Origin of the sequence: Paenibacillus naphthalenovorans (assembly GCF_900099895.1) — a bacterium.
GTDB classification, from domain to species: Bacteria; Bacillota; Bacilli; order Paenibacillales; family NBRC-103111; genus Paenibacillus_G; species Paenibacillus_G naphthalenovorans.
The window spans coordinates 1-23,240 of sequence record NZ_FNDY01000030.1 but is presented as its reverse complement, the minus strand read 5'-3'; the positions used below and the strand labels follow the sequence as shown (position 1 = coordinate 23,240).

24 protein-coding genes, 12 tRNA genes and 1 rRNA gene are annotated in these 23,240 nt (G+C 47.0%); 1 reads left to right on the top strand and 36 read right to left on the bottom strand.

Translation table 11 applies throughout. From position 1 onward, the window contains the following. Positions 1-96: 96 nt before the first annotated feature. The 15 genes from BLT35_RS20980 to BLT35_RS20910 all read right to left on the bottom strand — a co-directional run bounded on the left by BLT35_RS20980 (position 97) and on the right by BLT35_RS20910 (position 10,548). Positions 97-1,119, bottom strand: coding sequence for a LacI family DNA-binding transcriptional regulator (locus tag BLT35_RS20980; protein WP_074729654.1), 1,023 nt, complete (start codon positions 1,117-1,119; stop codon positions 97-99). Next, positions 1,091-1,324: a hypothetical protein gene (locus tag BLT35_RS27150; protein ID WP_175472026.1), complete on the bottom strand. Its 234-nt coding sequence runs from the start codon at positions 1,322-1,324 to the stop codon at positions 1,091-1,093. Before BLT35_RS27150 ends, BLT35_RS20980 begins: the two co-directional genes overlap by 29 nt. Positions 1,325-1,330: 6 nt before the next feature. Further along, positions 1,331-1,401, bottom strand: a tRNA-Gly gene (locus BLT35_RS20970). A 9-nt stretch (positions 1,402-1,410) separates the two neighbouring features. Beyond that, positions 1,411-1,487 (bottom strand) — tRNA-Pro (locus BLT35_RS20965). 36 nt (positions 1,488-1,523) lie between these two features. After that, positions 1,524-1,597, bottom strand: a tRNA-Arg gene (locus tag BLT35_RS20960). 11 nt (positions 1,598-1,608) lie between these two features. Then, a tRNA-Gly gene (locus BLT35_RS20955) sits at positions 1,609-1,683 on the bottom strand. Positions 1,684-2,018: 335 nt separating this feature from the next. Beyond that, entirely contained in the window at positions 2,019-2,375 is a 357-nt protein-coding gene (locus tag BLT35_RS20950) for a Rieske (2Fe-2S) protein (protein ID WP_062410398.1), read from the bottom strand. Continuing rightward, on the bottom strand, positions 2,372-3,487 hold the full coding sequence (locus BLT35_RS20945; protein ID WP_062410397.1) for an amidohydrolase family protein: 1,116 nt from the start codon (positions 3,485-3,487) through the stop codon (positions 2,372-2,374). Before BLT35_RS20945 ends, BLT35_RS20950 begins: the two co-directional genes overlap by 4 nt. A 344-nt stretch (positions 3,488-3,831) precedes the next feature. Further along, the gene (locus BLT35_RS20940; protein ID WP_074729652.1) at positions 3,832-4,848 is read right to left on the bottom strand and encodes a tripartite tricarboxylate transporter substrate binding protein; all 1,017 of its coding nucleotides are present in this window, start codon (positions 4,846-4,848) and stop codon (positions 3,832-3,834) included. A 33-nt stretch (positions 4,849-4,881) separates the two neighbouring features. Next, positions 4,882-5,904, bottom strand: coding sequence for a zinc-dependent alcohol dehydrogenase (locus BLT35_RS20935; RefSeq protein ID WP_235594199.1), 1,023 nt, complete (start codon positions 5,902-5,904; stop codon positions 4,882-4,884). Positions 5,905-5,991: 87 nt separating this feature from the next. Then, entirely contained in the window at positions 5,992-7,272 is a 1,281-nt protein-coding gene (locus BLT35_RS20930) for a TRAP transporter large permease (RefSeq protein WP_062410407.1), read from the bottom strand. Next, a complete protein-coding gene (locus BLT35_RS20925; RefSeq protein WP_062410406.1) occupies positions 7,269-7,847 on the bottom strand; it encodes a TRAP transporter small permease in 579 nt (192 codons plus the stop codon). Before BLT35_RS20925 ends, BLT35_RS20930 begins: the two co-directional genes overlap by 4 nt. A 68-nt stretch (positions 7,848-7,915) precedes the next feature. Beyond that, positions 7,916-8,950 carry a TRAP transporter substrate-binding protein gene (locus BLT35_RS20920; protein ID WP_074729651.1) on the bottom strand — a complete coding sequence of 345 codons (1,035 nt, stop codon included), beginning with the start codon at positions 8,948-8,950 and terminating at the stop codon, positions 7,916-7,918. 90 nt (positions 8,951-9,040) lie between these two features. After that, on the bottom strand, positions 9,041-9,412 hold the full coding sequence (locus tag BLT35_RS20915; RefSeq protein ID WP_062410404.1) for a Rieske (2Fe-2S) protein: 372 nt from the start codon (positions 9,410-9,412) through the stop codon (positions 9,041-9,043). After that, positions 9,409-10,548 carry an amidohydrolase family protein gene (locus BLT35_RS20910; RefSeq protein ID WP_062410403.1) on the bottom strand — a complete coding sequence of 380 codons (1,140 nt, stop codon included), beginning with the start codon at positions 10,546-10,548 and terminating at the stop codon, positions 9,409-9,411. The genes BLT35_RS20915 and BLT35_RS20910 overlap by 4 nt, the downstream gene beginning before the upstream one ends. 365 nt (positions 10,549-10,913) lie before the next feature. Here BLT35_RS20910 and BLT35_RS20905 point away from each other — a divergent pair, with 365 nt between their 5' ends. Continuing rightward, positions 10,914-11,678 carry an IclR family transcriptional regulator gene (locus tag BLT35_RS20905; protein WP_062410402.1) on the top strand — a complete coding sequence of 255 codons (765 nt, stop codon included), beginning with the start codon at positions 10,914-10,916 and terminating at the stop codon, positions 11,676-11,678. Positions 11,679-11,791: 113 nt separating this feature from the next. Here BLT35_RS20905 and BLT35_RS20900 read toward each other — a convergent pair whose 3' ends face one another. From BLT35_RS20900 to rrf, 21 genes are all read right to left on the bottom strand, one after another. After that, positions 11,792-13,297: a tripartite tricarboxylate transporter permease gene (locus BLT35_RS20900; protein WP_235594198.1), complete on the bottom strand. Its 1,506-nt coding sequence runs from the start codon at positions 13,295-13,297 to the stop codon at positions 11,792-11,794. Positions 13,298-13,309: 12 nt separating this feature from the next. After that, the gene (locus tag BLT35_RS20895; RefSeq protein WP_217634733.1) at positions 13,310-13,744 is read right to left on the bottom strand and encodes a tripartite tricarboxylate transporter TctB family protein; all 435 of its coding nucleotides are present in this window, start codon (positions 13,742-13,744) and stop codon (positions 13,310-13,312) included. Positions 13,745-13,851: 107 nt separating this feature from the next. Further along, the gene (locus BLT35_RS20890) at positions 13,852-14,871 is read right to left on the bottom strand and encodes a tripartite tricarboxylate transporter substrate binding protein (protein WP_054820104.1); all 1,020 of its coding nucleotides are present in this window, start codon (positions 14,869-14,871) and stop codon (positions 13,852-13,854) included. A gap of 27 nt (positions 14,872-14,898) precedes the next feature. After that, positions 14,899-15,558 (bottom strand): RraA family protein, encoded by a 660-nt coding sequence (locus tag BLT35_RS20885; RefSeq protein WP_062410399.1) that lies wholly within the window; start codon positions 15,556-15,558, stop codon positions 14,899-14,901. 36 nt (positions 15,559-15,594) lie between these two features. Beyond that, the gene (locus BLT35_RS20880) at positions 15,595-16,245 is read right to left on the bottom strand and encodes a GntR family transcriptional regulator (protein WP_054820101.1); all 651 of its coding nucleotides are present in this window, start codon (positions 16,243-16,245) and stop codon (positions 15,595-15,597) included. A 91-nt stretch (positions 16,246-16,336) separates the two neighbouring features. Beyond that, positions 16,337-16,693 (bottom strand): Rieske (2Fe-2S) protein, encoded by a 357-nt coding sequence (locus BLT35_RS20875; RefSeq protein WP_062410398.1) that lies wholly within the window; start codon positions 16,691-16,693, stop codon positions 16,337-16,339. Continuing rightward, positions 16,690-17,805, bottom strand: a complete 1,116-nt coding sequence (locus tag BLT35_RS20870; protein WP_062410397.1) for an amidohydrolase family protein — start codon at positions 17,803-17,805, stop codon at positions 16,690-16,692. Before BLT35_RS20870 ends, BLT35_RS20875 begins: the two co-directional genes overlap by 4 nt. Positions 17,806-18,122: 317 nt before the next feature. After that, positions 18,123-18,770 (bottom strand): GntR family transcriptional regulator, encoded by a 648-nt coding sequence (locus BLT35_RS20865; RefSeq protein ID WP_062410396.1) that lies wholly within the window; start codon positions 18,768-18,770, stop codon positions 18,123-18,125. Positions 18,771-18,908: 138 nt separating this feature from the next. Then, a complete protein-coding gene (locus tag BLT35_RS20860; protein WP_074729650.1) occupies positions 18,909-19,904 on the bottom strand; it encodes a 2-dehydro-3-deoxygalactonokinase in 996 nt (331 codons plus the stop codon). Between the two features lie 18 nt (positions 19,905-19,922). Continuing rightward, positions 19,923-20,600, bottom strand: coding sequence for an RraA family protein (locus tag BLT35_RS20855; RefSeq protein ID WP_074729649.1), 678 nt, complete (start codon positions 20,598-20,600; stop codon positions 19,923-19,925). Positions 20,601-20,778: 178 nt separating this feature from the next. Continuing rightward, the gene (locus BLT35_RS20850; RefSeq protein WP_054820296.1) at positions 20,779-21,264 is read right to left on the bottom strand and encodes a 2,4'-dihydroxyacetophenone dioxygenase family protein; all 486 of its coding nucleotides are present in this window, start codon (positions 21,262-21,264) and stop codon (positions 20,779-20,781) included. A gap of 37 nt (positions 21,265-21,301) precedes the next feature. Continuing rightward, positions 21,302-22,072: an SDR family NAD(P)-dependent oxidoreductase gene (locus BLT35_RS20845; protein ID WP_074729648.1), complete on the bottom strand. Its 771-nt coding sequence runs from the start codon at positions 22,070-22,072 to the stop codon at positions 21,302-21,304. 375 nt (positions 22,073-22,447) lie between these two features. Continuing rightward, positions 22,448-22,527 (bottom strand) — tRNA-Leu (locus tag BLT35_RS20840). A gap of 11 nt (positions 22,528-22,538) precedes the next feature. Then, positions 22,539-22,611, bottom strand: a tRNA-Lys gene (locus tag BLT35_RS20835). 5 nt (positions 22,612-22,616) lie between these two features. Continuing rightward, positions 22,617-22,691, bottom strand: a tRNA-Gln gene (locus tag BLT35_RS20830). Positions 22,692-22,711: 20 nt separating this feature from the next. After that, positions 22,712-22,787, bottom strand: a tRNA-Thr gene (locus BLT35_RS20825). A 6-nt stretch (positions 22,788-22,793) separates the two neighbouring features. After that, positions 22,794-22,869 (bottom strand) — tRNA-Val (locus tag BLT35_RS20820). 6 nt (positions 22,870-22,875) lie between these two features. Further along, positions 22,876-22,947 (bottom strand) — tRNA-Glu (locus tag BLT35_RS20815). Positions 22,948-22,954: 7 nt separating this feature from the next. Next, positions 22,955-23,030: transfer RNA gene (locus BLT35_RS20810), tRNA-Thr, on the bottom strand. 5 nt (positions 23,031-23,035) lie between these two features. Further along, positions 23,036-23,111, bottom strand: a tRNA-Asn gene (locus BLT35_RS20805). 6 nt (positions 23,112-23,117) lie between these two features. Next, positions 23,118-23,234: ribosomal RNA gene (gene rrf / locus BLT35_RS20800) — 5S ribosomal RNA — on the bottom strand. Positions 23,235-23,240: the final 6 nt, after the last annotated feature.

Sequence of the window (23,240 nt, the reverse complement as noted above, 5' to 3'; positions counted from 1 at the left end):
AGACTTTACACCAAAGCGTAATGCGAGCAAAGCAAACCCTTATGTCCAGCCAAACGGATAATAACGGTTTCATCACCCCTTTCAAGCTAAATGCAGCTATTTAGATGAAAATCCGCAGCTTTCACGAACGATCAACTTCGTTGGAAGATAGCTCGCCATCGGCAGCGGCAAAGAGCCTTCGATCCGCTGAATGAACAACTTGACGGCAATTCGGCCCAGTTCTTCTTTATCCACTTTAACCGTGGTCAACGGCGGATGCATAAACTGAGACATTTCGATATCATCAAAGGAGGTGACGGCTATATCTCCGGGGATCGTTAATCCCGCTTCCTGTATGGCCCGATAGGCTCCCAGAGCCATCTGATCACTGGCCGTAAACAAAGCCGTAGGACGATCCTTGGCCATAAGAATTTGTTTCATCGCCTCGTAGCCGCCGCCAATCGTAAATTGCCCATCTGCGATCCATTCTTTATGAAGTGCAATCCCTTGTTCCTCCAAGGCATTCTTGTACCCCAGAAACCGCTGTTCTTTTTCCAGCGAGACGCTGTTTTGGAATGAGCTTGAACCGATATAAGCGATCTTCTTATGCCCCAAACGGAGCAGATGATCTACACTCTGTCTTGCTCCCTTCTCAAAATCAACGGTGACATAATCGATATCCAATTCAGGGGTACCCCCGACACTGATGATGTATTGCACTTTTTTGGATAACAACTCTAAAAGCTCGGTCGTGGTCGCAATGCAAATGATTCCGTAATCGTTTGCTTGAATTTCATCCACCACATTCATATTGTTCAGATCCTGAGCGTCGTATGTAAAGCCCAAGGTATACCCCTGATCCAGCAATTCCCGTTCTACTCCGTAAATCAACTCAGAAAAATAGGGGTCATGGTATTTATCTTTCATTTTGTTAATAATGAGACCGATTTGCTTTTCTGAAATTTTCTTGCGAATTTGCTCAGTTTTTTTCACCCGCCGGTAACCTAAATCTTCGGCAACCTGGAGAATACGCAAATGCATCGCATCCTCAACCCCATGCGGGCCATCATTTAATACCCTTGAAACCGTGGATATGGAAACATTGACCTTTTCAGCGATGTCCTTTAGCGTAACTTTCATAGGTTCCCCCAGCAGTGAAAATTTTTATATTTCTTCTCATCTTTACTGATATTATATTCTGTATTTTAGTAATTATCAACATATTTTTTCGAGAAATTTCCTGCAAATTTTCTGAAATTAAAGCGATATTTCTCACAATTGTCGATGAAAATATTAAAAAATGCAAAAAGCTTCCGGCACTTGAAGTGTCAGAAGCTTTTTGCATTACGTAAGCGGGTGATGGGAATCGAACCCACGCTACCAGCTTGGAAGGCTGGAGTTCTACCATTGAACTACACCCGCATCGATTGATGGTCGGGACGACACGATTTGAACATGCGACCCCCTGGTCCCAAACCAGGTGCTCTACCAAGCTGAGCTACGTCCCGTTAGCTATGAGGCTGCTTGCAGCCCTTGTTTTACTACGTGCCCTGAGAGATTCGAACTCCCGACCTTTTGATTCGTAGTCAAACGCTCTATCCAGCTGAGCTAAGGGCACATATTCATTATTGGAGCGGAAGACGGGATTCGAACCCGCGACCCTCGCCTTGGCAAGGCGATGCTCTACCCCTGAGCCACTTCCGCACTGACTGGCGGGATTGCTTGGCCATCCCTCAACAGCGACAAGAATTAATATATCATTTTCTGAAGAGAAATGCAAATGTTTTTTTGATTTTTTTTAAACGCTGCGAACAAACCTGTAGAGACGGACAATCCAATAAACGAACAGCCCTTGGATAGAATACCATTATTCTTTACAAGGAGAGAACCGAATATGAAAAAAACGGCGATTATTCAATCCCGCAGGTGAAAAAGAACGCCTGAAAAAGCCGTTTATGGATTGCTGTTTACAGGACGAGAGGAAACGGAAAATACCCTTAGACAGACGATCTGTCTAAGGGCGTACTGTATAATAACGGTTAATCCACATGCACCCATACTCTGTTATTTTCAACCGATACCTCGTACACTTTCACTCTGTACCGGTCCGGGTCGACCAGTGCCTTCCCCGTCTTCACGTCAAACTCCCATGCATGCCAGGGACAGGTCAGAATCTCGCCTTCTCTTCCGTAAATGTATTCATGCGGCCTGGATTCCAGCGTCGTTCCCGTGAACTTCCCTTTACACAGCTCGACCTGCTGGTGAGGACACACATTGCGGATCGCATAATATTCTTTGCCGTTATAGTATACGCCGATGCTTTTTCCCGCAATCGTTACAATCTTGCATGCTCCGGCTTCAAGCTCTTCTACTCCGACGGCATCATACTTCGTCATTTCGCTACACCTCCTGCCAGCAAGCCTCTTTCCTGCAGCTGATACATCTCGGCGGCGTTCTCGTACGCTACCCGCCGGCGCATCTCTTCAGGCAGCTTGTTCAGCACGAATAATGGAGCGTCGTTGTCCCAGTGCGGATAGTCCGTCGAGAACATTACCGTTTTTTCGGCTCGCATCAATTGGAGCATTTGAACCAGTTCCCTGTTGTCCGGCTCTTCGATCGGCTGGGTCGTCAAGCGGACATGCTTCAAAATATATTCGCTCGGCTTGTACTTCAACCACGGCACTTCGCTGCGCATCGCACGGAAGTTTTTGTCCATCCGCCACATCAGATGCGGCAGCCATCCCAAGCCGCCCTCGATGAAAGCCACCTTCAACGTCGGGAACGTTTCGAAAACGCCTTCACAAACAAGGCTGTTCAACTGCGACATGTGGTGGATCGCCAGGATGTTGTGGCGCTCAAAGTTCGTCGTCGGGTACCCTGCTGCCGTTGTCGGCGGGTTGATGCCGTCTCCTTCCCCGCCGCCGTGAATCCCGATCACCAGGTTGTTGCGTACCGCCGCTTCGTAGATCGGATAGTAGCGTCGCTGTCCGTAAGGCTCGCGTGATCCGGATGTCATAAGCACTTGAACTACTCTCGGATGCGACCCCAGACGATCGATTTCTTTGGCGGCGAGCAGCGGGTCTTGCGTTGCGATGACAATCGACCCCAACCAGCGCTCATCGCTTGGAAGCCACGTATCCATCGTGTAGTCGTTGAATGCGGAGGCCAGCGCCGCGGCGTAATCCGGATTGTTGTGCGCCGAGATGGACAACAGGTTGCCTGTCAGAATCGCTCTTTCTATATTGTAGCGATCCAGTAAATCGGCCTTCGCGAATTCGGGGTCGGAGCCCGGAGGAAGTCCGTTGCCGGGTGCTGCATCGCTGCGTTCCAATGGGATCGGACGGTACAAGAGAAAAGGCAATGTCGCATTGTGGGCCTTCAATCGATCCCACCATACCCGCGGCATATAAGGCTTCAAATCGTCATAGCTTTTGACACACTGATGCACATCGCAATCGATAATCCCGTGATTGAACTTAGAAGCTTTCTTCGTCGCAGACGCTTCCATACGTCTCAACCTCCTGTTGTTTTTGAATCCAGCCTTCGACCACAAACCGCGTACATCCATGCTTGAAATGGCCCCATCAGGCCAACATGAATGCATGTAAATTCCTTACAATACAGACTCCAGCAAGATGTAAACGGTTCCATTTTTGTGCCATCCAGCTCTACTTGTTATAGTTTTTTCTGTAGGTCACATCCTTCAACAGATCTTTGATCCCCGCTTTCCATCTCTTCAACATTCTAAATCCTGTTGTAAACAGAGATTAACTGATATCTAATATATCAGTTAATCTTATACTTCACATTATAGCACAATCAACCCATCTGTCAATTCACTTTTTCTATATATTATTTCTGCCTTTTTACGACCTCTGCGACCACTTCCAAATCTTTCAGATCTTGTTCAAGCATCTTTTTAAAGTCTGCTCCATTCTGATAGTCAATGAACAGGTTTTGTTTATTCATGAACGCAATAAATTTGGGATCCTTCACTGCCTTGGCGAGAGCATCTTCCAGGATCTTTATGATTTCGTCGGGTGTACCGCCTGGTGCGGCAAGACCGCGATAGGCATGGGCAATCACGTTGATCCCTTTTTCCTTCATGGTCGGCACATCTTTAAAATAACCTTCGTCTCGTTTATCCGCCATAAGGGCCAACGGACGCAATCCCCCGCTTTCGATGTGATTTTTTACTTCACCGATCCCATAAATTCCGAATTCGGCTCTTCCGCCCAAAACCTCTATAATGGCCTGCCCCGTGCCTTGGAAAGGAATCGTGACAAAATCCAGATCGGCAGCTTCGGCAAATGGAATGCCGTAATAGCTTGGTGTGGAGGAGGAGGCGAAATTCAGCTTTCCCGGATTGGCTTTGATATCGGCAACCAACTCTTCAAATGTTTGATATTTTGATTTGGAAGAAACAACCACCATGGCGGGATCCGTATTGACCTTACCGATAAACTTAAAATCGAATGTTTTAAACGGGGCCAGACCGAGCACAGGAAGGGCTGCAATTTCACGGTTTGCCGCCGTTAATTTGTATCCGTCGGGCTTCGCTTGAAGCCCTTCATTCATGCCTACCGCACCGGATCCGCCGGTTTTATTCACAATAACGACATCCTGGCCAAGCACCGTCTTCATCGATTCAGCCAGAGCGCGCCACATGATATCCGTCCCGCCTCCTGCAGCAAAAGGAACTATGATTTCAATCGGCTTCGCAGGATAATTAATGGTCTTTTTTTCTTCTTTCTTTTCCGGCTTCGTTTCCGCCGAACTCGAATTCACGTATTGATTTCCGCAGCCTGAAGCGAACAGAGTCATCAGAAGAAGAGAGCCTGTTGCAATGATGGCCGATGTTTTTTTCATACCGGTTATCCCCCTAGTCGTATAAGATCAAAATCAGGAGCACTTCAGTAAAATTTTCATTACGCTGCTTCCGCTTTCCATTTGCCTGAATCCTTCCTCCAACCGCTCCAGAGGATAAATTTCAGTAATCAAACGATCCAGCGGCAATTGACCGGATGCGGACAGCTGTATCGCTTTTTCAAAATCCTCATGCTCATACACTCTTGCTCCGGACATTTTTAACTCCCGCCAGAAAAACCGGTGGAGGTCCACTTTCGGCGGCTGTGTAAAAATCCCCACCACTACAATGCGGCCACGCGTACGGGGCAGTCGGGTCATGACTTCCGCTCCGGCTGCCGATGAGGTGACTTCGAACACGACGTCGGCTCCTGCCATTCCCGTTTGTTTATTGACATATTCGACAATGTCTGCTTCTTTTGGATTGATCGTATCCAAACCGAGCGCTTTGGCTAATTCCAGACGAAACGGATTGATTTCCGATATTAATACTTTGGCTCCCGCTTCTCTGGCTACCAGAGCAATCAGCATGCCGATCGGCCCTCCGCCAAGCACGACAATATATTCCCCGCTTGTTACTTCACCGATTCTTACATCGTGACATGCCACAGCCAGCGGTTCGATCATGGCCCCATGCTCTAAGGATAAGCTATCCGGAAGACGGTGCAGGGTAAAGGCAGGTACCGTCCACAAGCTTTGAAAGGCTCCGGGCGTTTCAATGCCGAGAAATTTCAAGTTCTGGCAGATGTGGTTGTGTCCGGCTGAACAGGCTGGACACTGACCGCATGGGCTTAGAGGCATCACCGTCACACGGTCTCCAACGCCATAACCGGTAACGCCCTCTCCTAACGCATGAATCACCCCCGACATCTCATGACCCATAACATGAGGAAAGCTTACTCTTTTGTCCATATGGCCGTGAAAAATATGCAGATCCGTTCCGCAAATGCCGGCATGCGAAACCTCAATTTGCACTTCCCCTGTGCGAGGCGGCACACTGAGGCCTTCTCCTACCCGAATCGTTCTGTTTCCTTCATAAAACGCAGCTTTCATCATCATTTTCTCCCCACGTATTTATTTATTTGTTTGTTTCACCCGATTAAGCAGATCATGATGCCGCATTCCCCTTACGCTGTTTACCCGACACTACATAAATGAAGGAAGCCAGGTAGATAGTATGGGAACGTAGCTGATGATTAGAACATCTAAAGTTAAAATGCCCAGGTATAACAATACAGGACGAGTCAATTGGCTCATTTTCAATTTGGCAATTTGACAGGCCACCACCAGATTTACGGCTACCGGCGGAGTTAACATGCCGATCGCAACGTTAACCACCATAATAATCCCGAAGTGAACAGGGTCGATTCCAAATTGTATAGCAATCGGAGCCAGAATAGGGGCTACAATAATAATGGTGATTAACGCTTCCATGATCGTTCCCGCAACAAATAAGAAGATATTGACCAACAACAAAAAGACAATAGGATTATCCGAGAATTCGGCTATCGCTTTACCCAGCCTTTGCGGGACCTCTTCAACGGTCAAGATGTAACCGAAAATCGATGCATAGCCTACAATCATCATGATGACTGCGGTCGCAAGAATCGATCTGGAAAAAATGGGCATTAAATCTTTCCATTTAATCTCGCGATAAACGAACATCCCGATGACAAAACCGTAAACCACCGCAATGACAGAAGCCTCTGTGGGTGTAAACCAGCCTTTATAGATCCCCCCGAGAATAATGAAGGGCATGAGGAGGGCTAACGCCGAATCCAGAAATGCTTTCCACAAATCTTTCAACCATTGACGTTTGTTTGTTCGATTGACAACGTCAAAGCCTTTCACTCTCGCAACAATGATAATGACCAGAATGAGGGAAAGACCAATCATAATACCTGGAATAAATCCGCCCAAAAATAAACTGCCAACCGAAACGTTCGCTACTAAACCATAAACGACCATGGGAATGGACGGAGGAATGATGACTCCAAGCTCACCGGAAGCGGCACATGTAGCCGTGGCGAAGTTCTTCGGATACCCCTTATTCTCCATCGCCGGTATTAGTGTTGAACCCACTGCTGCCGTTGTTGCAGACGAGGAGCCTGAAATGGTCGCAAAAAACATGGAGGTTAACACAGCTACCGATCCCAGACCGCCCCTGAACCAACCGACCAGAACATTCGCCAGGTTAATTAATCGTCTGGACATGCCGCCAGTCTGCATCAGGTTACCCGCCAATATGAAGAAGGGAACCGCCATCAGAGCAAAGGAGTCCAAGCTTTCAAATACGGATTGAGCCACTGTAATCAGAGGAATCCCTTTCAAATATAAAGCCACTAAGGAAGCAAAGCCCAAACAAACAGCAATCGGAAGGCTGATGAACAGAAAAACAATAAAGGAAATGAACAATAACGAAATCATACGGCGATCTCCTTTCTGTTCTTCTTGTAATCTTCTATTGCCGCCTCGACTTCTGCGTTTATTTCTTCATCTGATGTATCCAGAATATCCTTTTTGTTAACGTAAATATCGATTAAAGATGTAACCGTATTCAAAATCGTCAAAGCTGCGCCTATGGACATCGCCGAGTATACGTAAACCATCGGCACTTTCAAGACGGGAGCCTTTTCTGAGAATCCGAATTGTGCCATTTCTAAGCCAACAAAGAAAATGCACACATAAAAAACAAGAACGAATAGATAGGCAGTGAGTTTCAATATTTTTCCCGCTGACGGCGGAACGACCTGAATCAAGATTTCCACAGCTAGCGAATCGACTCTACGCGCAGCAACGGCTGCACCGATAAAAATGGCCCAAATCATGAGATATCTTGCCAATTCCTCCGTCCATGGCACCGATGCCTGAATGCCCAATTCGCCAAGTACAAATCGAACGAATACCTGCACAAATACAACGGCAGTCATCAGTGCCAATGCGAATCCGGCAAGGCATTCCATCACTTTATTTAACTTATCAACGAATTTGATGAGCAGCACAAAATCAACCCCTTTCTATTGTCGGCTTGAAGGGTACAGATGGGGGCCATTTCAGCCCCCATAACCAATTATTGTTTCTTTGCAGCTTCAATTTCTTCCAAAAGCTGTTTTCCGTTCGGAATATCCTTCAAAATCACATCGTAAGCCTTACTGGTTTGTTCCTTCAAAGCGTTGACATCGGTTTCGATGACCTTAACCCCGGCCGCCTTCATCTTTTCGAGCGAATCATGGTATTCTTTTTTGTAGTATTCGGTTTGGAAGGCCAATGCTTCTTTGGCCGCTTCTTGAACGGTCTTTTGTTGTTCCGGACTCATCTTATCCCATTGCATTTTGGACATCGTCAAAATCAGAGGCAAGTAATGAATCTTGGTCATGTTATAGAACTTGGCTACTTCAATAAATTTATCCATAATAAATTGGTCGGGAGGCGTATCTCCTCCGTCTACCACCCCTTGCTGCAGGGACAAATACACTTCGGAATAAGCCATCGGCGTCGGTTGTGTCCCCAGCAGCTCATAAGCTTTGATGTGCCCCGGGGCCTGCATCGTTCTGAGCTTTAATGATTTCATGTCCCCGGGCTTATGGATCGCTTTGTTGGCAAATACGTTGCGTTCCACTACACTCATATACCCCAACCCGATAAGTCCATGCTGCGGGAGCAAATCCAGATATTTTTGACCTACGGGGCCGTTAAGCACTTTATTCGCTTGATCTATGCTGTCAAACAAGTAAGGCAGATCGAAAATCGTCAATTCCGGAACCGTATTTACCAGCGAGGCCTGATTCGTAATCGACAATGCTTGAACTCCTGTACGCATGGACTGAATCATCTTCGAGTCCCCGCCTAACTGAGATTGAGGGAACACCGTAATTTTAATGGTACCATTGGACTTTGCTGCAGCCAGCTCCGCCATCTTGTCGGCCATTACCTGAAAGTGGCTATCCTGGGATAGTACATGACCAAATTTCAGCTCAACGGTTTTGGCCGTGCCGCCTGCTCCTTGCGTGCCGGTGGCTTGGGTGCTGCCGGTTCCGCATCCGGCCAATAGCGTGCTCAATGCCATTACAGCTGCTAACCCCAGAGTCATTCCTCTCTTCTTCATAAAAATATTACCTCCATCCCATATGGATAATCTTCTCGCTTACATAGAAAGCCAGGCTCCAAGCCCGGCTTTATGTACAAGTACAGTCTCCTACAGATGGACATACACCTGATTCTCCTCAACGGAGACATCGTACCGTTCCACGGTGACATCATATGTTTTCGTCCTCATCTTCGGATCCGTGATCATACAGCCCGTCTTAATATCGAATTCCCATTGGTGCCAAGGGCAGCGGACGATCTCGCCTTCGCGTTCGTAAACAAAATCTCCCGGACCGGAAGAAGTAATATACGATGCCGTAATACCGGAACAAAGCTCAGCTCCCTGATGCGGGCAGGTGTTGCGCAGCGCATAATATTGCCCCGCTATATTATAAACGCCGACGCTGCGTCCTTCGGCCTGAATTATTTTCTTTGAACCCTCAGGAATTTCGGATACCTTTCCTGCCAGAAACCGTTTCATCCCTCTGCTCCTCCTTGATCGCTTCTTCGTGCGGGAAGTTCATATAAGTCCGCTGCATTCTGATAGAAGATTCTTTCCCATAGCGCATCATCCAATTTAGGGAATGTCAACAGCGGAGAATCAAAATCCCAATGCGGAAAATCGCTGCAGAACATTAAGCATTCATCGGCATAAATTGCCTTCATCATTTGCTGGAACAGCTCTGTGCTCGGCGGCATCTCGATCGGCTGGGAGGTCACTCTGACGTTGCTGCGAAAATATTCGCTGGGCGCTTTTTTCACCCATGGCGTTTGGAAACGGAGACTTTTCCAATCGGAATCCAGCTTCCATAAGAACGGTGCAATCCAGAACGCACCGGCCTCTTGAAGCACAACCTTCAATGTCGGGAATTTCTCGAACACCCCTTCAAAGATAAAGCTGGCCAGGTGCGCCATCATGACCTGCGGTCTTGCAGCCCTATACTCGGGGTAGTAGGTCACATAACCGGCACCTGTCGGTCCTGTGTTGATGCCTAGCCCTTCGGTAAGCACATGGATGTTGAACGGCAAATTATGCCGCACACAAGCCTCATAAATCGGATGGTAAAAACGGTTTCCATAGGGCTTCTCAGCACCGTTCGCCACGATAACCTGAACCATGTCCGGATGCGAACCGATCCGGTCGATCTCTTTGGCTGCCAGCAGCGGATCCTGCTTTGCAATAAACAAAGAGGCCTTCAGCCTTTTGTCCTTTGAAGTCCAATGCTCTATCGTATAATCATTAAGCGCGGAACAGATCGCTGCCGCATAATCGGGATCGGGTGAAGCTTGGAATGAGTAATCGCTTCCGGTTAATATGCCGTATTCGACGTTGAACGGATCCAGGTGCTGCGACCTCAAATATTCCAGGTCACCGCGACCGCCAAGAGGGTTGGTGCCGTCCGGAGGAGTCGAGTCAACGGTTAACCCCTGAACCCCGCCGTTTAAATAGATCGGACCCGGAAGCCTCCATCCCCACAAATCAATCTGATCACGGTAAAACCTCGGCAAATGGTCTTTTACCGCAGATACCGGGGCAAGATGATGGACATCGCAGTCAATCATCGAGCGTTTCATTCGAACCTTTTTTTCCGGTGCTTTGACTTCAACTTGTGCCATTCATGATCACTCCCTCAATAGATTAATCATTAACCATGTAAGCTTTACCACCCGCATCTTTTGGAATCGTTTTCAAATCAGTGGAACTCACGTCTGCCGGCATCACTTTCCCCTCATTATCGATGGTTGAAGTCGAAAGATTTCACATATGAGATATTTGTTTTTCTATATATGTAATATGTTACTTTGTATCCGTTTTCTTGTCAAACAAAAAAATTCCTTAAATTTCATATACAGGGAACCTCTTTTCGTATATGATAAAAAATATACCCTATTAAACGACATATCATGAGATGAACATATACTTAGACCGGGCCGGCTATGCTATAATCAGGGTAACATCATGTACTTTTGGGGGTTGTCCGATGAAAAACAAGCCTTTCACACCGGTCAAATCTGCAGATCGGGTGTTTGATATACTAGAGGCGTTGGTAAAGCACAGTGACGGGCTTCATATTCGGGAGTTAGGCAAAAAGCTTAATATCGCCGACAGCAGCATCCATGCGCTGGTACATACGATGCTGCAGCGCAGGTACTTAAAAATGGACGAATCCCGCAAGCTTTTTTTGGGCTCCAAATTTTATCAATTTTCCAATATGATGTCTGCTACTCCTTTAGTTCCGATAGCCAAGCCCATTATGAAGCAAATCAAAAGCAAATTTAACGAAAATGTCCACCTGGCTGTTCTGGACGGCTTGGATATCGTCTACATTGCTTTTGAGGAATCGACCAATCCCCTGCGCTATCATATGGAGGTCGGCCGGGCCCAAAGCGCCTATATTACAGCCGTTGGCAAAATGCTTTTGTCCGCCCACTCCAATGAGCAGATCAGATTGCTGTATGAAGGGTACCCATTTGAAAAATTAACCGCTAATACGATCACCAGCGTGGATGAGCTCATTGCCGAACTGGAACGAATAAGAAAGAGAGGCTACAGCATTGATGATGCCGAATCCTATGAAGCCTGCAAATGTTTTGCCGCTCCTATCTATGATTCCACCGGCCAAATGATTGCCAGTATGAGCATCTGTATCCCGTTCGTCACGGCTCAGGAGAAAAGGGAACCGGAGATGATCGCAGCCATCCAAGAAGCGACAAACCGGATCACCTCTCTGCTTAAGGACAATTAATCCGGCCGCCTAACGAAACGAACCCAGTACCTGATAAAGGTCTGGGCTCGTCGATATACTCATCTATTTCATCATATTAACTAAAATATTCATCATATGAAGGAATGAATGGATTACGCTTCAACGTCATCCGCAAGGAAGCCTCTTTTGTTTCTAACGCTGGAATAAATGCTAAAGATCAAAATCACCGCTGAAATTACCAGTAACGTGCCTGCGATAGGGCGTTGGAAGAAACCCATAAAGTCACCCTTGAAGAAGATTAACGACTGCAGCAAAGAAGTCTCCAGCATTTTACCCAGAACAAAAGTCAATACGAGAGGCGCCAAAGGAATTTCCAGTTTTTTCATAAAGTATCCGACAACACCGAACACAAACATGATCCCTACGTCCCAAAGGCTGTTGTTTACGCTATAGGCTCCGATTACGGAAACGACAATAATCATAGGATAAAGCAATTTCCCGGGAACCATGGCAATCTTCGCCCACATCCCCGCCATCGGCAGGTTCATGATCAGAAGAATCGTATTCCCGATGAACATACTGGCAATAATCGCCCAAACGATGTCCGGGTTGGTTTGGAATAAAGTAGGCCCTGGCGTAAGGCCGTGCATGATAAAAGCTCCAAAAAGAATTGCAATCGTTGGTGAACTCGGAATTCCCAGTGTGAACAATGGAATCATGGCCGAGCCGCAGTAAGCATTGTTCGCTGTCTCCGGCCCTGCAACGCCTTCAATGGCGCCTTTACCGAACCTTGAAGGGTCCTTGGCAAGCTTTTTTTCTAAAGAATAAGACAGGATTGCAGGTATAACGGAGTTGGAGCCTGGAATGAGACCTGTTAAAAATCCAATTCCTGTACCACGGCCAATCGCCTTTAACGTAGCCGGCCATTCTTCCCGTTTGGGAAGAAGTCCCTTTACCTTGGCGGGCTTCTCCGCTTTTGACATGTTTTCCATCCCGGAAAGGACCTCGGAAATTCCGAATAAACCCATGGTGATGGTCACAAAATCCAAACCGCTCATTAAAAAGGGCTGCCCCAAATCAAAACGCACGGCCCCTGAAATCGTATCCATACCAACCAAGGATAGGATTAAACCCAGAAGGGCGGATATCAATCCGCGAACCAATGATTTTCCCATTAAACCAATGACCATGACCAGGCCAACCAAAATAAGCGCGAAAAATTCCGGAGGACCGAATTCCAATGCCATTGCGGCGAGTGGAGGCGCAACAAATACGAGCCCCAGCGTCGTGAAAATCCCTCCAATAAAGGAACCGATACCGGCAACGCCCAACGCGGTTCCAGCCCTACCTTGTTTGGCAAGCGGATGACCGTCGAGACAGGTGATTACCGAGGCCGCTTCACCTGGTGTATTAATCAGGACTGAAGTGATGGTGCCGCCATACAGGGAACCGTAATAAATCCCCGCCAGCATGATGATGGCCGATACGGGCTCCATCGAGAAAGTGATCGGCAGCAAAAGTGCCGTAGCGGTTGTCGGCCCTAAACCAGGCAGGACGCCAACCAGCATTCCGATGGTAACTCCAATTAAACAGTACAGCAGATTCCACCAACTCAGAGCTGTCTCAAATCCCATGATTAGTTGTGCAAACGACTCCAAATTATTTCCTCCTTACCATCCGAGTGCGTTCACAGGCAGTGGAACACCCAACAGCGTATAAAACACATAAAAAACAAATAGTGAAGTGACAATCGAAATGCCTAGTGCCGAATACCACTTATATTCCCGAACCAAAGAGATAAACAATAACACGACAGCAGAAATGACAAACCCCGTAAAATCTACAATGACAATAAATACGAGCAAGGAACCTAATGCAACAAGCACACTGGCTAAAGGCCTTCCTTTTGGTAAAATTTCCGAAAAATAAATCACGCTTTTCTTAATCGATTCCCACAGATACAAAATAGAGAGCACGATTAAAGCGATGCATATCCATCTTGGAAGAAAACCAGGCCCAGGGCCCGCAGGAGTATAATAAGGATAAGATAAAGACTGCCAAAACATAAATCCTGAAAATCCGAGCAGAAGTAAAGCCGCCCACATACCCGCGTTTTTCAATCTTACACACCCTTTCTCAAAAGTACAGGGTCAAAGCATTCGAAAGGGGCGGGAGAATTGACCAGATCATGCTCCGCCCCCATTCCTCATGATTATTTCTTTTGCTTGTTCACTACCTGTACAATGGCATCCAATGCTACCGTATCCTTCTTAATCATTTCCTGGAATTCTGCTGAATTTAAATAATCAATAAACAGATTTTGTTTATTCATGAATTCAACAAACTTTTGATCCTTCACTGCTTTGCCAAGCGCTTCTTCCAACACTTTTACAACTTCATCCGGCGTATCTTTAGGTACGGCAATCCCGCGGTAAGTTCCGGCCCAATCGACATTAATTCCTTTTTCCTTTACAGTCGGCACATCCTTGAAGAATCCTTCAAGCCGCTTGTCGTTCATTACTGCGAGCGGGCGTAAATCTCCACTTTCGATTTGGGATTTGACTTCGCCCGGGTTGTAAATTCCGAATTCAGCTCTGCCGCCCAATACCTCGACAATCGCCTGGGCCGAACCTTGGAAAGGAATCGTAATAAAATCCAAATTGGCAGCTTCGGCAAATGGAATACCATATAAGCTAGGTGTAGAGGATGAAGCGAAATTTAATTTTCCAGGGTTGGCTTTGATATCGTTAATCAGGTCCTCAAACGTTTTGTATTTCGATTTGGAGGAGACGACAATCATGGCGGGGTCTCTGTTAATGTTCCCTACAAACTTGAAATCGGTCGTTTTAAATGGCGCAAGACCGAGCAGCGGATTCGAGACAATCTCCCGTGTCGCCATGACCATTTTGTACCCGTCGGCCTTGGCTTGAGCGACTTCATTCATTCCGACTGAACCGGATCCGCCGGTCTTATTGACAACCACGACATCTTGTCCAAGCAAAGGCTTCAGTGCTTCGGCTATAGCACGGCCCACCAGATCCGTTCCTCCGCCGGCAGCGAAAGGTACGATAAGCTCGATCGGCTTTGTAGGGAACTTCACAGCTTCTTTTTTAGGTGTTTCCGCTGCATCGGATCCCCCTGCTGGCGTAGATGCTTGATTGCCACAGGCTGAAGCCAGTATTGTCGCTCCAAGAAGTAATCCAACCGTTCCAAGTTTCATTGTTTTGTTCATCGTATATCCCCCTAGTTTTCATTTGTTTTATAAAATACCATAGGTTTGAAACACTTCTGAAACTTTCATGCCTTCACGAATTTTGTCGCGAACCAGATTTTCTCCGCTGACTTTATCCAGCGCCTGCTCTATGACCAGCTTTTCTATTGCCTTTGGAATCACGACAACGCCATCCATATCGCCAAAAATGAGATCTCCCGGCTGAACGGTAACTCCGCCGCATTCGATCGTAACGTCGTACTCGATCACTTCATTTCGCCCCAGGGAATCGGTAGGCCGAAATCCTATAGAAAATACGGGGAATCCTAATTCCAGAATTTTTTTGGCGTCTCTGACCATCCCGTCGATGATGGCTCCTCTGCCGCCGGCAACCTGTGTCGCTGTTGACATCAGTTCTCCAAAAAAGGCTGAGCGTTTAGAGCCGTTGACCGCTCCTACAAAAATCTCGCCCGGTTGAATCGCATCCAGAACCTGAATCTGTTTCTCATAAGGCTTTTCCGGAATCCGGTGCACATCAGCCACCTGCACCGTTTTGGCTCGTCCCACGATAACCATATCCGGAGTCAGCGGCCGAATATCCGGATGCATGGTCTGATTTCTGTAGCCGTGAGCATCCAGGATATCAGAAATAACGGCGGAGTACAGCTTTTCTTGCAGCGTATCATAATACTGCTGGGATTCTGGCAATCCTTCTCACTCCTTTATCCGATTTTATTGGACAACTCATTTTTTCGTCCGCCACCATACTTTGATATGATCGCTAAAGATGGCTTCCGCTTCATGAACGTCGCCGTTTTCCAGAGAACGGAGAAGCGGAATATGGCTGTCTGCAACCGCTTCCAAGTTAGGGAAATAGATTTGCGTCGCAACCGCTATGAATCTCTTGATTTGAACATGGATCTGATTCCATTGCTGAGACAGGACTTCATTGCCGCAGCGTTCGTAGAACAAACCATGAAAGCGCATGTCATATTCGATCAATCGGAATACATCATCCTCTTGGGCACACCTTTTCATTTCCGAATACAATCGGTTCAAATAATCGATGTCGCTTGATTTCAATGTTGGCAGCGCTCTCTTTACGGCAAAGCCTTCAATCAGCTCCCGCATTTCATAGATGTCCTCGATTTTCTTCTGCGTAATATCGGATACGAATGAACCTTTGTTATGCTTGCTGATGAGCAAGCCTTCTTGTTTCAGCCGTTCCATGGCCTCTCTGACCGGAGCTTGACTTATCCCTAGAGAATTGGCGATATCTAAAACGACCAACCGGAAACCGGGATAAAGTTCTCCCTTTAAGAGCGCTTGTCTTAAAGACAGATAAACGCGTTCACTGAGTGAATCCCCTTCCGGATCCAATTTAAGCGTTATCATGTTTCAGCTCCCAGAATCCCATACTATATGACCCATAAATTTATAGTTATCGAGAGAATTAACGAGAATGATGATCAGCTAAAAACACCATTTAATCCACATGCACCCATACTCTGTTATTTTCAACCGATACCTCGTACACTTTCACTCTGTACCGGTCCGGGTCGACCAGTGCCTTCCCCGTCTTCACGTCAAACTCCCATGCATGCCAGGGACAGGTCAGAATCTCGCCTTCTCTTCCGTAAATGTATTCATGCGGCCTGGATTCCAGCGTCGTTCCCGTGAACTTCCCTTTACACAGCTCGACCTGCTGGTGAGGACACACATTGCGGATCGCATAATATTCTTTGCCGTTATAGTATACGCCGATGCTTTTTCCCGCAATCGTTACAATCTTGCATGCTCCGGCTTCAAGCTCTTCTACTCCGACGGCATCATACTTCGTCATTTCGCTACACCTCCTGCCAGCAAGCCTCTTTCCTGCAGCTGATACATCTCGGCGGCGTTCTCATACGCTACCCGCCGGCGCATCTCTTCAGGCAGCTTGTTCAGCACGAATAATGGAGCGTCGTTGTCCCAGTGCGGATAGTCCGTCGAGAACATTACCGTTTTTTCGGCTCGCATCAATTGGAGCATTTGAACCAGTTCCCTGTTGTCCGGCTCTTCGATCGGCTGGGTCGTCAAGCGGACATGCTTCAAAATATATTCGCTCGGCTTGTACTTCAACCACGGCACTTCGCTGCGCATCGCACGGAAGTTTTTGTCCATCCGCCACATCAGATGCGGCAGCCATCCCAAGCCGCCCTCGATGAAAGCCACCTTCAACGTCGGGAACGTTTCGAAAACGCCTTCACAAACAAGGCTGTTCAACTGCGACATGTGGTGGATCGCCAGGATGTTGTGGCGCTCAAAGTTCGTCGTCGGGTACCCTGCTGCCGTTGTCGGCGGGTTGATGCCGTCTCCTTCCCCGCCGCCGTGAATCCCGATCACCAGGTTGTTGCGTACCGCCGCTTCGTAGATCGGATAGTAGCGTCGCTGTCCGTAAGGCTCGCGTGATCCGGATGTCATAAGCACTTGAACTACTCTCGGATGCGACCCCAGACGATCGATTTCTTTGGCGGCGAGCAGCGGGTCTTGCGTTGCGATGACAATCGACCCCAACCAGCGCTCATCGCTTGGAAGCCACGTATCCATCGTGTAGTCGTTGAATGCGGAGGCCAGCGCCGCGGCGTAATCCGGATTGTTGTGCGCCGAGATGGACAACAGGTTGCCTGTCAGAATCGCTCTTTCTATATTGTAGCGATCCAGTAAATCGGCCTTCGCGAATTCGGGGTCGGAGCCCGGAGGAAGTCCGTTGCCGGGTGCTGCATCGCTGCGTTCCAATGGGATCGGACGGTACAAGAGAAAAGGCAATGTCGCATTGTGGGCCTTCAATCGATCCCACCATACCCGCGGCATATAAGGCTTCAAATCGTCATAGCTTTTGACACACTGATGCACATCGCAATCGATAATCCCGTGATTGAACTTAGAAGCTTTCTTCGTCGCAGACGCTTCCATACGTCTCAACCTCCTGTTGTTTGCATGCCGCGAAACCGTTTTATTGTAAACGATTCCATTTTGGGCAATCAGGAATCTAATATCTAATATATTAGATTCTGTCGATATTTCAAATTATAACACATATCACAAATCTGTCAAACTTTTTTTGTTCCATTTTTAACTTCAATTTTGAGAAAAAAGAACCGGTTTTATATGAGGCAAATCGGAACATGCTCCAAGCACGCCCCCCGCGAACCGGAGGATGAATCATGATCATACTGGATAAGGAAACGTGATCGTACGATCCCTGCTTGAAATTCGTCCTCCTTGCTCCATCACGAATAATCCTCAATGGTATGATGCTTAATCTCGTCGATATGCACATCCATTAGATGTATGGCTTCTTCGATGTTTGAATCGAACAAAGCCTGCAAAATCTTCTTGTGCATTTCGTTCGCCTGCCGAGGTCTGTCCGAATTTTTGGTAATAATGACCCCATACCATTTAATCTTTAATTCCAATGTGCTCATAATCGAGACCAGCAATTGGTTATTGGAATGTTGAATAATCGTGCGATGAAGATTCCTGTCGGCTTCAAAAAAGGGTTTCATATCCCCTTTCCGGATGGATTCCTCAGCTCTGTCCGCTTCATCGATCAGTAATTGAATTTGAGCTTTTGACATGGTGCGTGCCGCAATGGTAAGGGCTTTGAGTTCCAAAGCTTTTCTTACATCATACAAATCTTCAATATCCTTTACATTAGGCAGATTGACATAAGATCCCGAACGCGGTTTGACATCAATAAGCCCGTCCTGCTTTAGTCTATTGATGGCATCCCGCAGCGGTGTTCGACTTACCCCAAGCTCCTTGATAATATCTTCATAAATGATTTTGGAACCCGGCTTCAATTCATTATTTAGTATCTTATCCCTTAAGTAAACATATACACGCTCATGCAGGTTGCTGTTATCAAATATGATCAAGTTATCACCCTCTAGTCAAGGTGCATGTTCCGTTTATCGAAACATACACCCGTTGTCTTTATGATTTCTAAGTGCCATTTTACATCTAGCAACGTAAATTGTAAATTCTGCTCCTGTGCAAAATGTTCATTGACCTGATCAAGTAATTAACCCGCCATATTCCGCAACACGAAGTACACCGTATCCTGCCAAATGATGCATCGTTTGAGAATCTACAGGAATGACCTCTCCCTCGTATTTCTCCACGCTGAAAAGCAGCGCGAGAGTATCCCTTACGATCTCTTTTCCAGCTATATAAACTGGTATTTTCTGCGAAGCAAAGATCGCCTGATGATTAAGAATGGCCCGAAGATCTTCGGCAAAAACTACCCCCATCAGCATATTGGCTTTCTCGTTCACACTAAGTTCTGAGAATTGGTCCAATACACGTATGGAAAATGCTGCCCGACCAAGGCCCGCTTGTTTAGCCCGCTGATATCCTTCAATCACCCGATCCGGAAGCAGAGCATCTGCATAAGATTTATTAACCGCATTGGCTATGATCGTATGATTCGATATAGCCATAAGCAGTTCACCCGTAAGCGTCGTAAGACTTTCCGTTATCCGTTTTTGAGCATCCAAGAAAACAAATTTCGTATGCGATCCAGGTAAAATAAAAAGCGCCGGTCCGGTTACATTTAGTTTTTCCACCAATGCAAAGGTTTCAACCTCCTCTCCCCGCATAATATCAGTAACACGATCCTCTGTTGTGTCAGATGAATTCGAAATGCTTTTAACTCCGGGGACAAACCAGATATCCTTATCCACGATTTCAGGAAACCGTTTGCAAACCATATGTTTTGAAAGCAGATCCATCCCTGCAGGTGCGGGAATATGCGGCACTTCCACCAGCCCCACATTGGATGTGATCATCCCCGACGCGGCAATGATATCTACATCGCTTACATCCAGATTGTTGGCTTGTAACAGCTTGTTAATCAATTCACCGATCGTTGTTTTCAATGCTTCGTTACTGCCGTTAAGTACGGTATTTCTCACTCCCGTTTCAGCCGTTGCCGAGTCCACGGCATCATACGCCTTCCATAAAACTACACGGGTATTGGTTGTTCCCGTATCAATCGTTATTCTAAACATCAGCAACCAACCTTTACGTTAAATTCTCCCGAATTTTCGAAGTAACTCTTCCACAGTCGCTCCTTTCAGTATCTCTTCTCTGGTCGCTATTTCCTTGTCGGCCTGCTCACGCGCCAAAGCATATACCTCTTCCAACCGGTCATAAGGGACGACAGCAACGCCGATCTCGTCGGCTACAATCAAATCGCCAGGGTGAACAATGACACCGCCGCAGCTTATGGGAACATTAATTTCGATCGGCTCTTTTCTACCGGAATACGCCGTGTGTGCGGCTCTTGGACCGGAAACCTTCGCGGTAATGGGAAAATCGAGCATTCTGGATTCATCCGTATCTCGGCAGCTGCCGTCAATGACCGCACCTGCCACACCCGCGTTTCGTGCCAGGCCGGACATCAATCCTCCCCATATGGAGGTTTCAGTTTCCCCAAAAGCATCAATGACGATCACATCGCCCGGTTTTACAACCTCAAATACTTCCAGGCAATCGACAATATCGCCGGCGGTTAATTTGACCGTAATGGCAGGTCCAATGATTTTCTTATTTGCCGCTTTCGGTTTCATATCATGCCTCATGACCTGATTGCGCTGCATCGCATCTCCGACCACACAGGATAACGATAACACATCGGCCATATCACGAAAAGGTTTAATTTTTGCTTCATCAATTTGCGGCCTTGGATTAATTATTTTCTTCATTAGGAGTTCCCCATCCTTCATTTTACAATTGTTGTACAAGAACCCGATCTAAAGCGTGTATATGGCTTGAAAAACAAAAGTACCCATCGCAACGAGCCGATAGATACTTTTGCTTTTAACTTGCATGCCGCTGATCACGGCTTTTCCGACAATTCAAGCATTCGAGGCTCGGGTCGATTTAGTACAGCAAGTTGATTTCCGGAATATTGTGTTTTTGACAGTATTCTTTGTAAAGCTTCAATTTCGTAAACACATCGTCTTGATAATATACTTGATCTTCATCATCCAAATATTGAATCGTTCCTTCCAATATGAAGAGCGTGATCATTTCTTCCTCTCCATCAACGACAAGCGTATGAATGTCGCCCGGCGGCTCATAAACGAACGTACCTGGCTTAGCGACCCACGTTCTTTCCAAATACCTCCATTGGCCCTGGATGGTATAGGCCATGACCTGCCCGCCGGTATGACGATGACGGTTTACTATTCCGCCTGGCAATACTCTCAATAAATTAATCCAACGTCCGGTAGACAAATCAAAACGAACCGGTTTAAACCATACACGATCGGTTTGGGGAACCCAAGGGATCTCGTTAATATCAATGGCCTGATCCGGTAATCCAACCATTTTTGTAAAGTCGTTTAAAGTTTGTGTTTGTGTCATTTTTCTTTCCTCCATTTGTTTATTATTTATAAAAATATTAGGCAGGCGGGAATAAAGATGGATCTCCGGCGAGGAGTCCGCCGTCTACAGGAAGAACGGCACCCGTAATAAAGCTTGCGTCCTTGGAGCTCAAAAAATCGATTGCAGCAGCAACCTCTTGCGGTAACCCAAAACGTCTTTGCGGGGTTCTCGAAAGAATTCTGTCCTTAAATACGGGATCCCTCGTTGCGCCGGATGACAATTGTGTCTCGATATAACCAGGACTTACAGCGTTGACGCGAATATTATATTCAGCCCAATCCACCGCCAAGCATTTCGTAATTTGAACGATTCCTCCTTTCGAGGCAGCGTACGACAGCAAATTCTTGCTTCCGTAATGTGCAAGCATCGAAGCAAAATTAACAATGGCACCGCCTCCGCCTTGAGCCATATAAGGTTGAACCGCTTGGCACATGTAAACGGTTCCATTTAAGTTAACATTGAGGACACCTTTAAGCTCCTGGTCTGTTACCTTTACATTGGGTGAGCGTCTGATGATTCCCGCCGCATTGATCAGAATATGAATACTGCCCAATGCTTTAACGACTTTCTCTGCGACTACTCTGGCACCCTCTTGATCAGATACGTCGGCCGGGAAGAAATGAACATCATAGCCTTCAGCTCTTAATCTGTTTTTCTGCGCTTCTCCGCTTTCCACTGCAATATCGACGATCGCCACGGTCAAGCCTTTTTCGGCAAATCGCTGAACAACGGATAATCCAAGTCCTGACGAACCGCCAGTTACGATGGCCACTTGATTTGAGCCCATGTTTACACTCCCATCCTGTTGTATTTGATTATTCGTTTCCCTTAGTATTCCTTATCAGAGGCTTTGATTTGGCAGCACTACTCCAAGATCCCCGTCAAATTTCTACCAAAGAGGTTTACTGTCTTCAACTAATATCTAATATATTAGTTTGTTTCTATATTTCACATTATAACATACTTATGCCATCTGTCAATTTCTTTTTGATACCTTATACCGTATGAGCCACGTCAAGTCCTCATTCCCTTCTGGGCATAGTGCAGAAAGTCTGTGGATACGGATATAGCAAGGAGATTGTCAAGGGGCAGCGGCGGCGTTCTTGAGAACAATACATAAAGACCCTTGGAAGTTTTGTTCCAAGGGTCTTTATGTATCGGATGCGCGTAGAGGGACTTGAACCCCCACGGTCTCCCGCCAGATCCTAAGTCTGGTGCGTCTGCCAATTCCGCCATACGCGCGTTTTACAACGTGAGCCATGTAGGACTCGAACCTACGACACCCTGATTAAAAGTCAGGTGCTCTACCAACTGAGCTAATGGCTCATAAATGGCTGGGGATCTAGGATTCGAACCTAGGCATGACGGAGTCAAAGTCCGTTGCCTTACCGCTTGGCTAATCCCCAATATGTAGATCATTCATCTCTGGTGCCGCCGAGAGGACTTGAACCCCCAACCTACTGATTACAAGTCAGTTGCTCTACCAATTGAGCTACAGCGGCATAAAATGGTGGAGGCTGACGGGATCGAACCGCCGACCCTCTGCTTGTAAGGCAGATGCTCTCCCAGCTGAGCTAAGCCTCCACGGGATGACCCGTAGGGGATTCGAACCCCTGTTACCTCCGTGAAAGGGAGGTGTCTTAACCCCTTGACCAACGGGCCCTATGTATGGAGCTTCCAACCGGGATCGAACCGGTGACCTCATCCTTACCATGGATGCACTCTACCTACTGAGCTATGGAAGCAAGTTTGGCTCCCCGAACAGGACTCGAACCTGTGACAACTCGATTAACAGTCGAGTGCTCTACCAACTGAGCTATCAGGGAATATTCGCTTGGCGACGTTCTACTCTCCCAGGACCCTGCGGTCCAAGTACCATCGACGCTGGAAGGCTTAACGGTCGTGTTCGGTATGGGTACGCGTGGTTCCCTTCCGCCATCATCACCAAACGTATT

What these genes read in the sequence shown, in the direction of transcription:
- BLT35_RS20940 (WP_074729652.1), bottom strand. Translation starts at nt 4,848, where the DNA reads ATGAAAAAAACATCGGCCATCATTGCAACAGGCTCTCTTCTTCTGATG.
- BLT35_RS20895 (WP_217634733.1), bottom strand. Translation starts at nt 13,744, where the DNA reads ATGTGGGCGGCTTTACTTCTGCTCGGATTTTCAGGATTTATGTTTTGG.
- BLT35_RS20870 (WP_062410397.1), bottom strand. Translation starts at nt 17,805, where the DNA reads ATGGAAGCGTCTGCGACGAAGAAAGCTTCTAAGTTCAATCACGGGATT.
- BLT35_RS20860 (WP_074729650.1), bottom strand. Translation starts at nt 19,904, where the DNA reads ATGTTTAGAATAACGATTGATACGGGAACAACCAATACCCGTGTAGTT.
- BLT35_RS20850 (WP_054820296.1), bottom strand. Translation starts at nt 21,264, where the DNA reads ATGACACAAACACAAACTTTAAACGACTTTACAAAAATGGTTGGATTA.
- BLT35_RS20950 (WP_062410398.1), bottom strand. Translation starts at nt 2,375, where the DNA reads ATGACGAAGTATGATGCCGTCGGAGTAGAAGAGCTTGAAGCCGGAGCA.
- BLT35_RS20890 (WP_054820104.1), bottom strand. Translation starts at nt 14,871, where the DNA reads ATGAACAAAACAATGAAACTTGGAACGGTTGGATTACTTCTTGGAGCG.
- BLT35_RS20930 (WP_062410407.1), bottom strand. Translation starts at nt 7,272, where the DNA reads ATGATTTCGTTATTGTTCATTTCCTTTATTGTTTTTCTGTTCATCAGC.
- BLT35_RS20905 (WP_062410402.1), top strand. Translation starts at nt 10,914, where the DNA reads ATGAAAAACAAGCCTTTCACACCGGTCAAATCTGCAGATCGGGTGTTT.
- BLT35_RS20910 (WP_062410403.1), bottom strand. Translation starts at nt 10,548, where the DNA reads ATGGCACAAGTTGAAGTCAAAGCACCGGAAAAAAAGGTTCGAATGAAA.
- BLT35_RS20980 (WP_074729654.1), bottom strand. Translation starts at nt 1,119, where the DNA reads ATGAAAGTTACGCTAAAGGACATCGCTGAAAAGGTCAATGTTTCCATA.
- BLT35_RS20845 (WP_074729648.1), bottom strand. Translation starts at nt 22,072, where the DNA reads ATGGGCTCAAATCAAGTGGCCATCGTAACTGGCGGTTCGTCAGGACTT.
- BLT35_RS20875 (WP_062410398.1), bottom strand. Translation starts at nt 16,693, where the DNA reads ATGACGAAGTATGATGCCGTCGGAGTAGAAGAGCTTGAAGCCGGAGCA.
- BLT35_RS20935 (WP_235594199.1), bottom strand. Translation starts at nt 5,904, where the DNA reads ATGATGATGAAAGCTGCGTTTTATGAAGGAAACAGAACGATTCGGGTA.
- BLT35_RS20920 (WP_074729651.1), bottom strand. Translation starts at nt 8,950, where the DNA reads ATGAAGAAGAGAGGAATGACTCTGGGGTTAGCAGCTGTAATGGCATTG.
- BLT35_RS27150 (WP_175472026.1), bottom strand. Translation starts at nt 1,324, where the DNA reads ATGCAAAAAGCTTCTGACACTTCAAGTGCCGGAAGCTTTTTGCATTTT.
- BLT35_RS20915 (WP_062410404.1), bottom strand. Translation starts at nt 9,412, where the DNA reads ATGAAACGGTTTCTGGCAGGAAAGGTATCCGAAATTCCTGAGGGTTCA.
- BLT35_RS20945 (WP_062410397.1), bottom strand. Translation starts at nt 3,487, where the DNA reads ATGGAAGCGTCTGCGACGAAGAAAGCTTCTAAGTTCAATCACGGGATT.
- BLT35_RS20855 (WP_074729649.1), bottom strand. Translation starts at nt 20,600, where the DNA reads ATGAAGAAAATAATTAATCCAAGGCCGCAAATTGATGAAGCAAAAATT.
- BLT35_RS20880 (WP_054820101.1), bottom strand. Translation starts at nt 16,245, where the DNA reads ATGATAACGCTTAAATTGGATCCGGAAGGGGATTCACTCAGTGAACGC.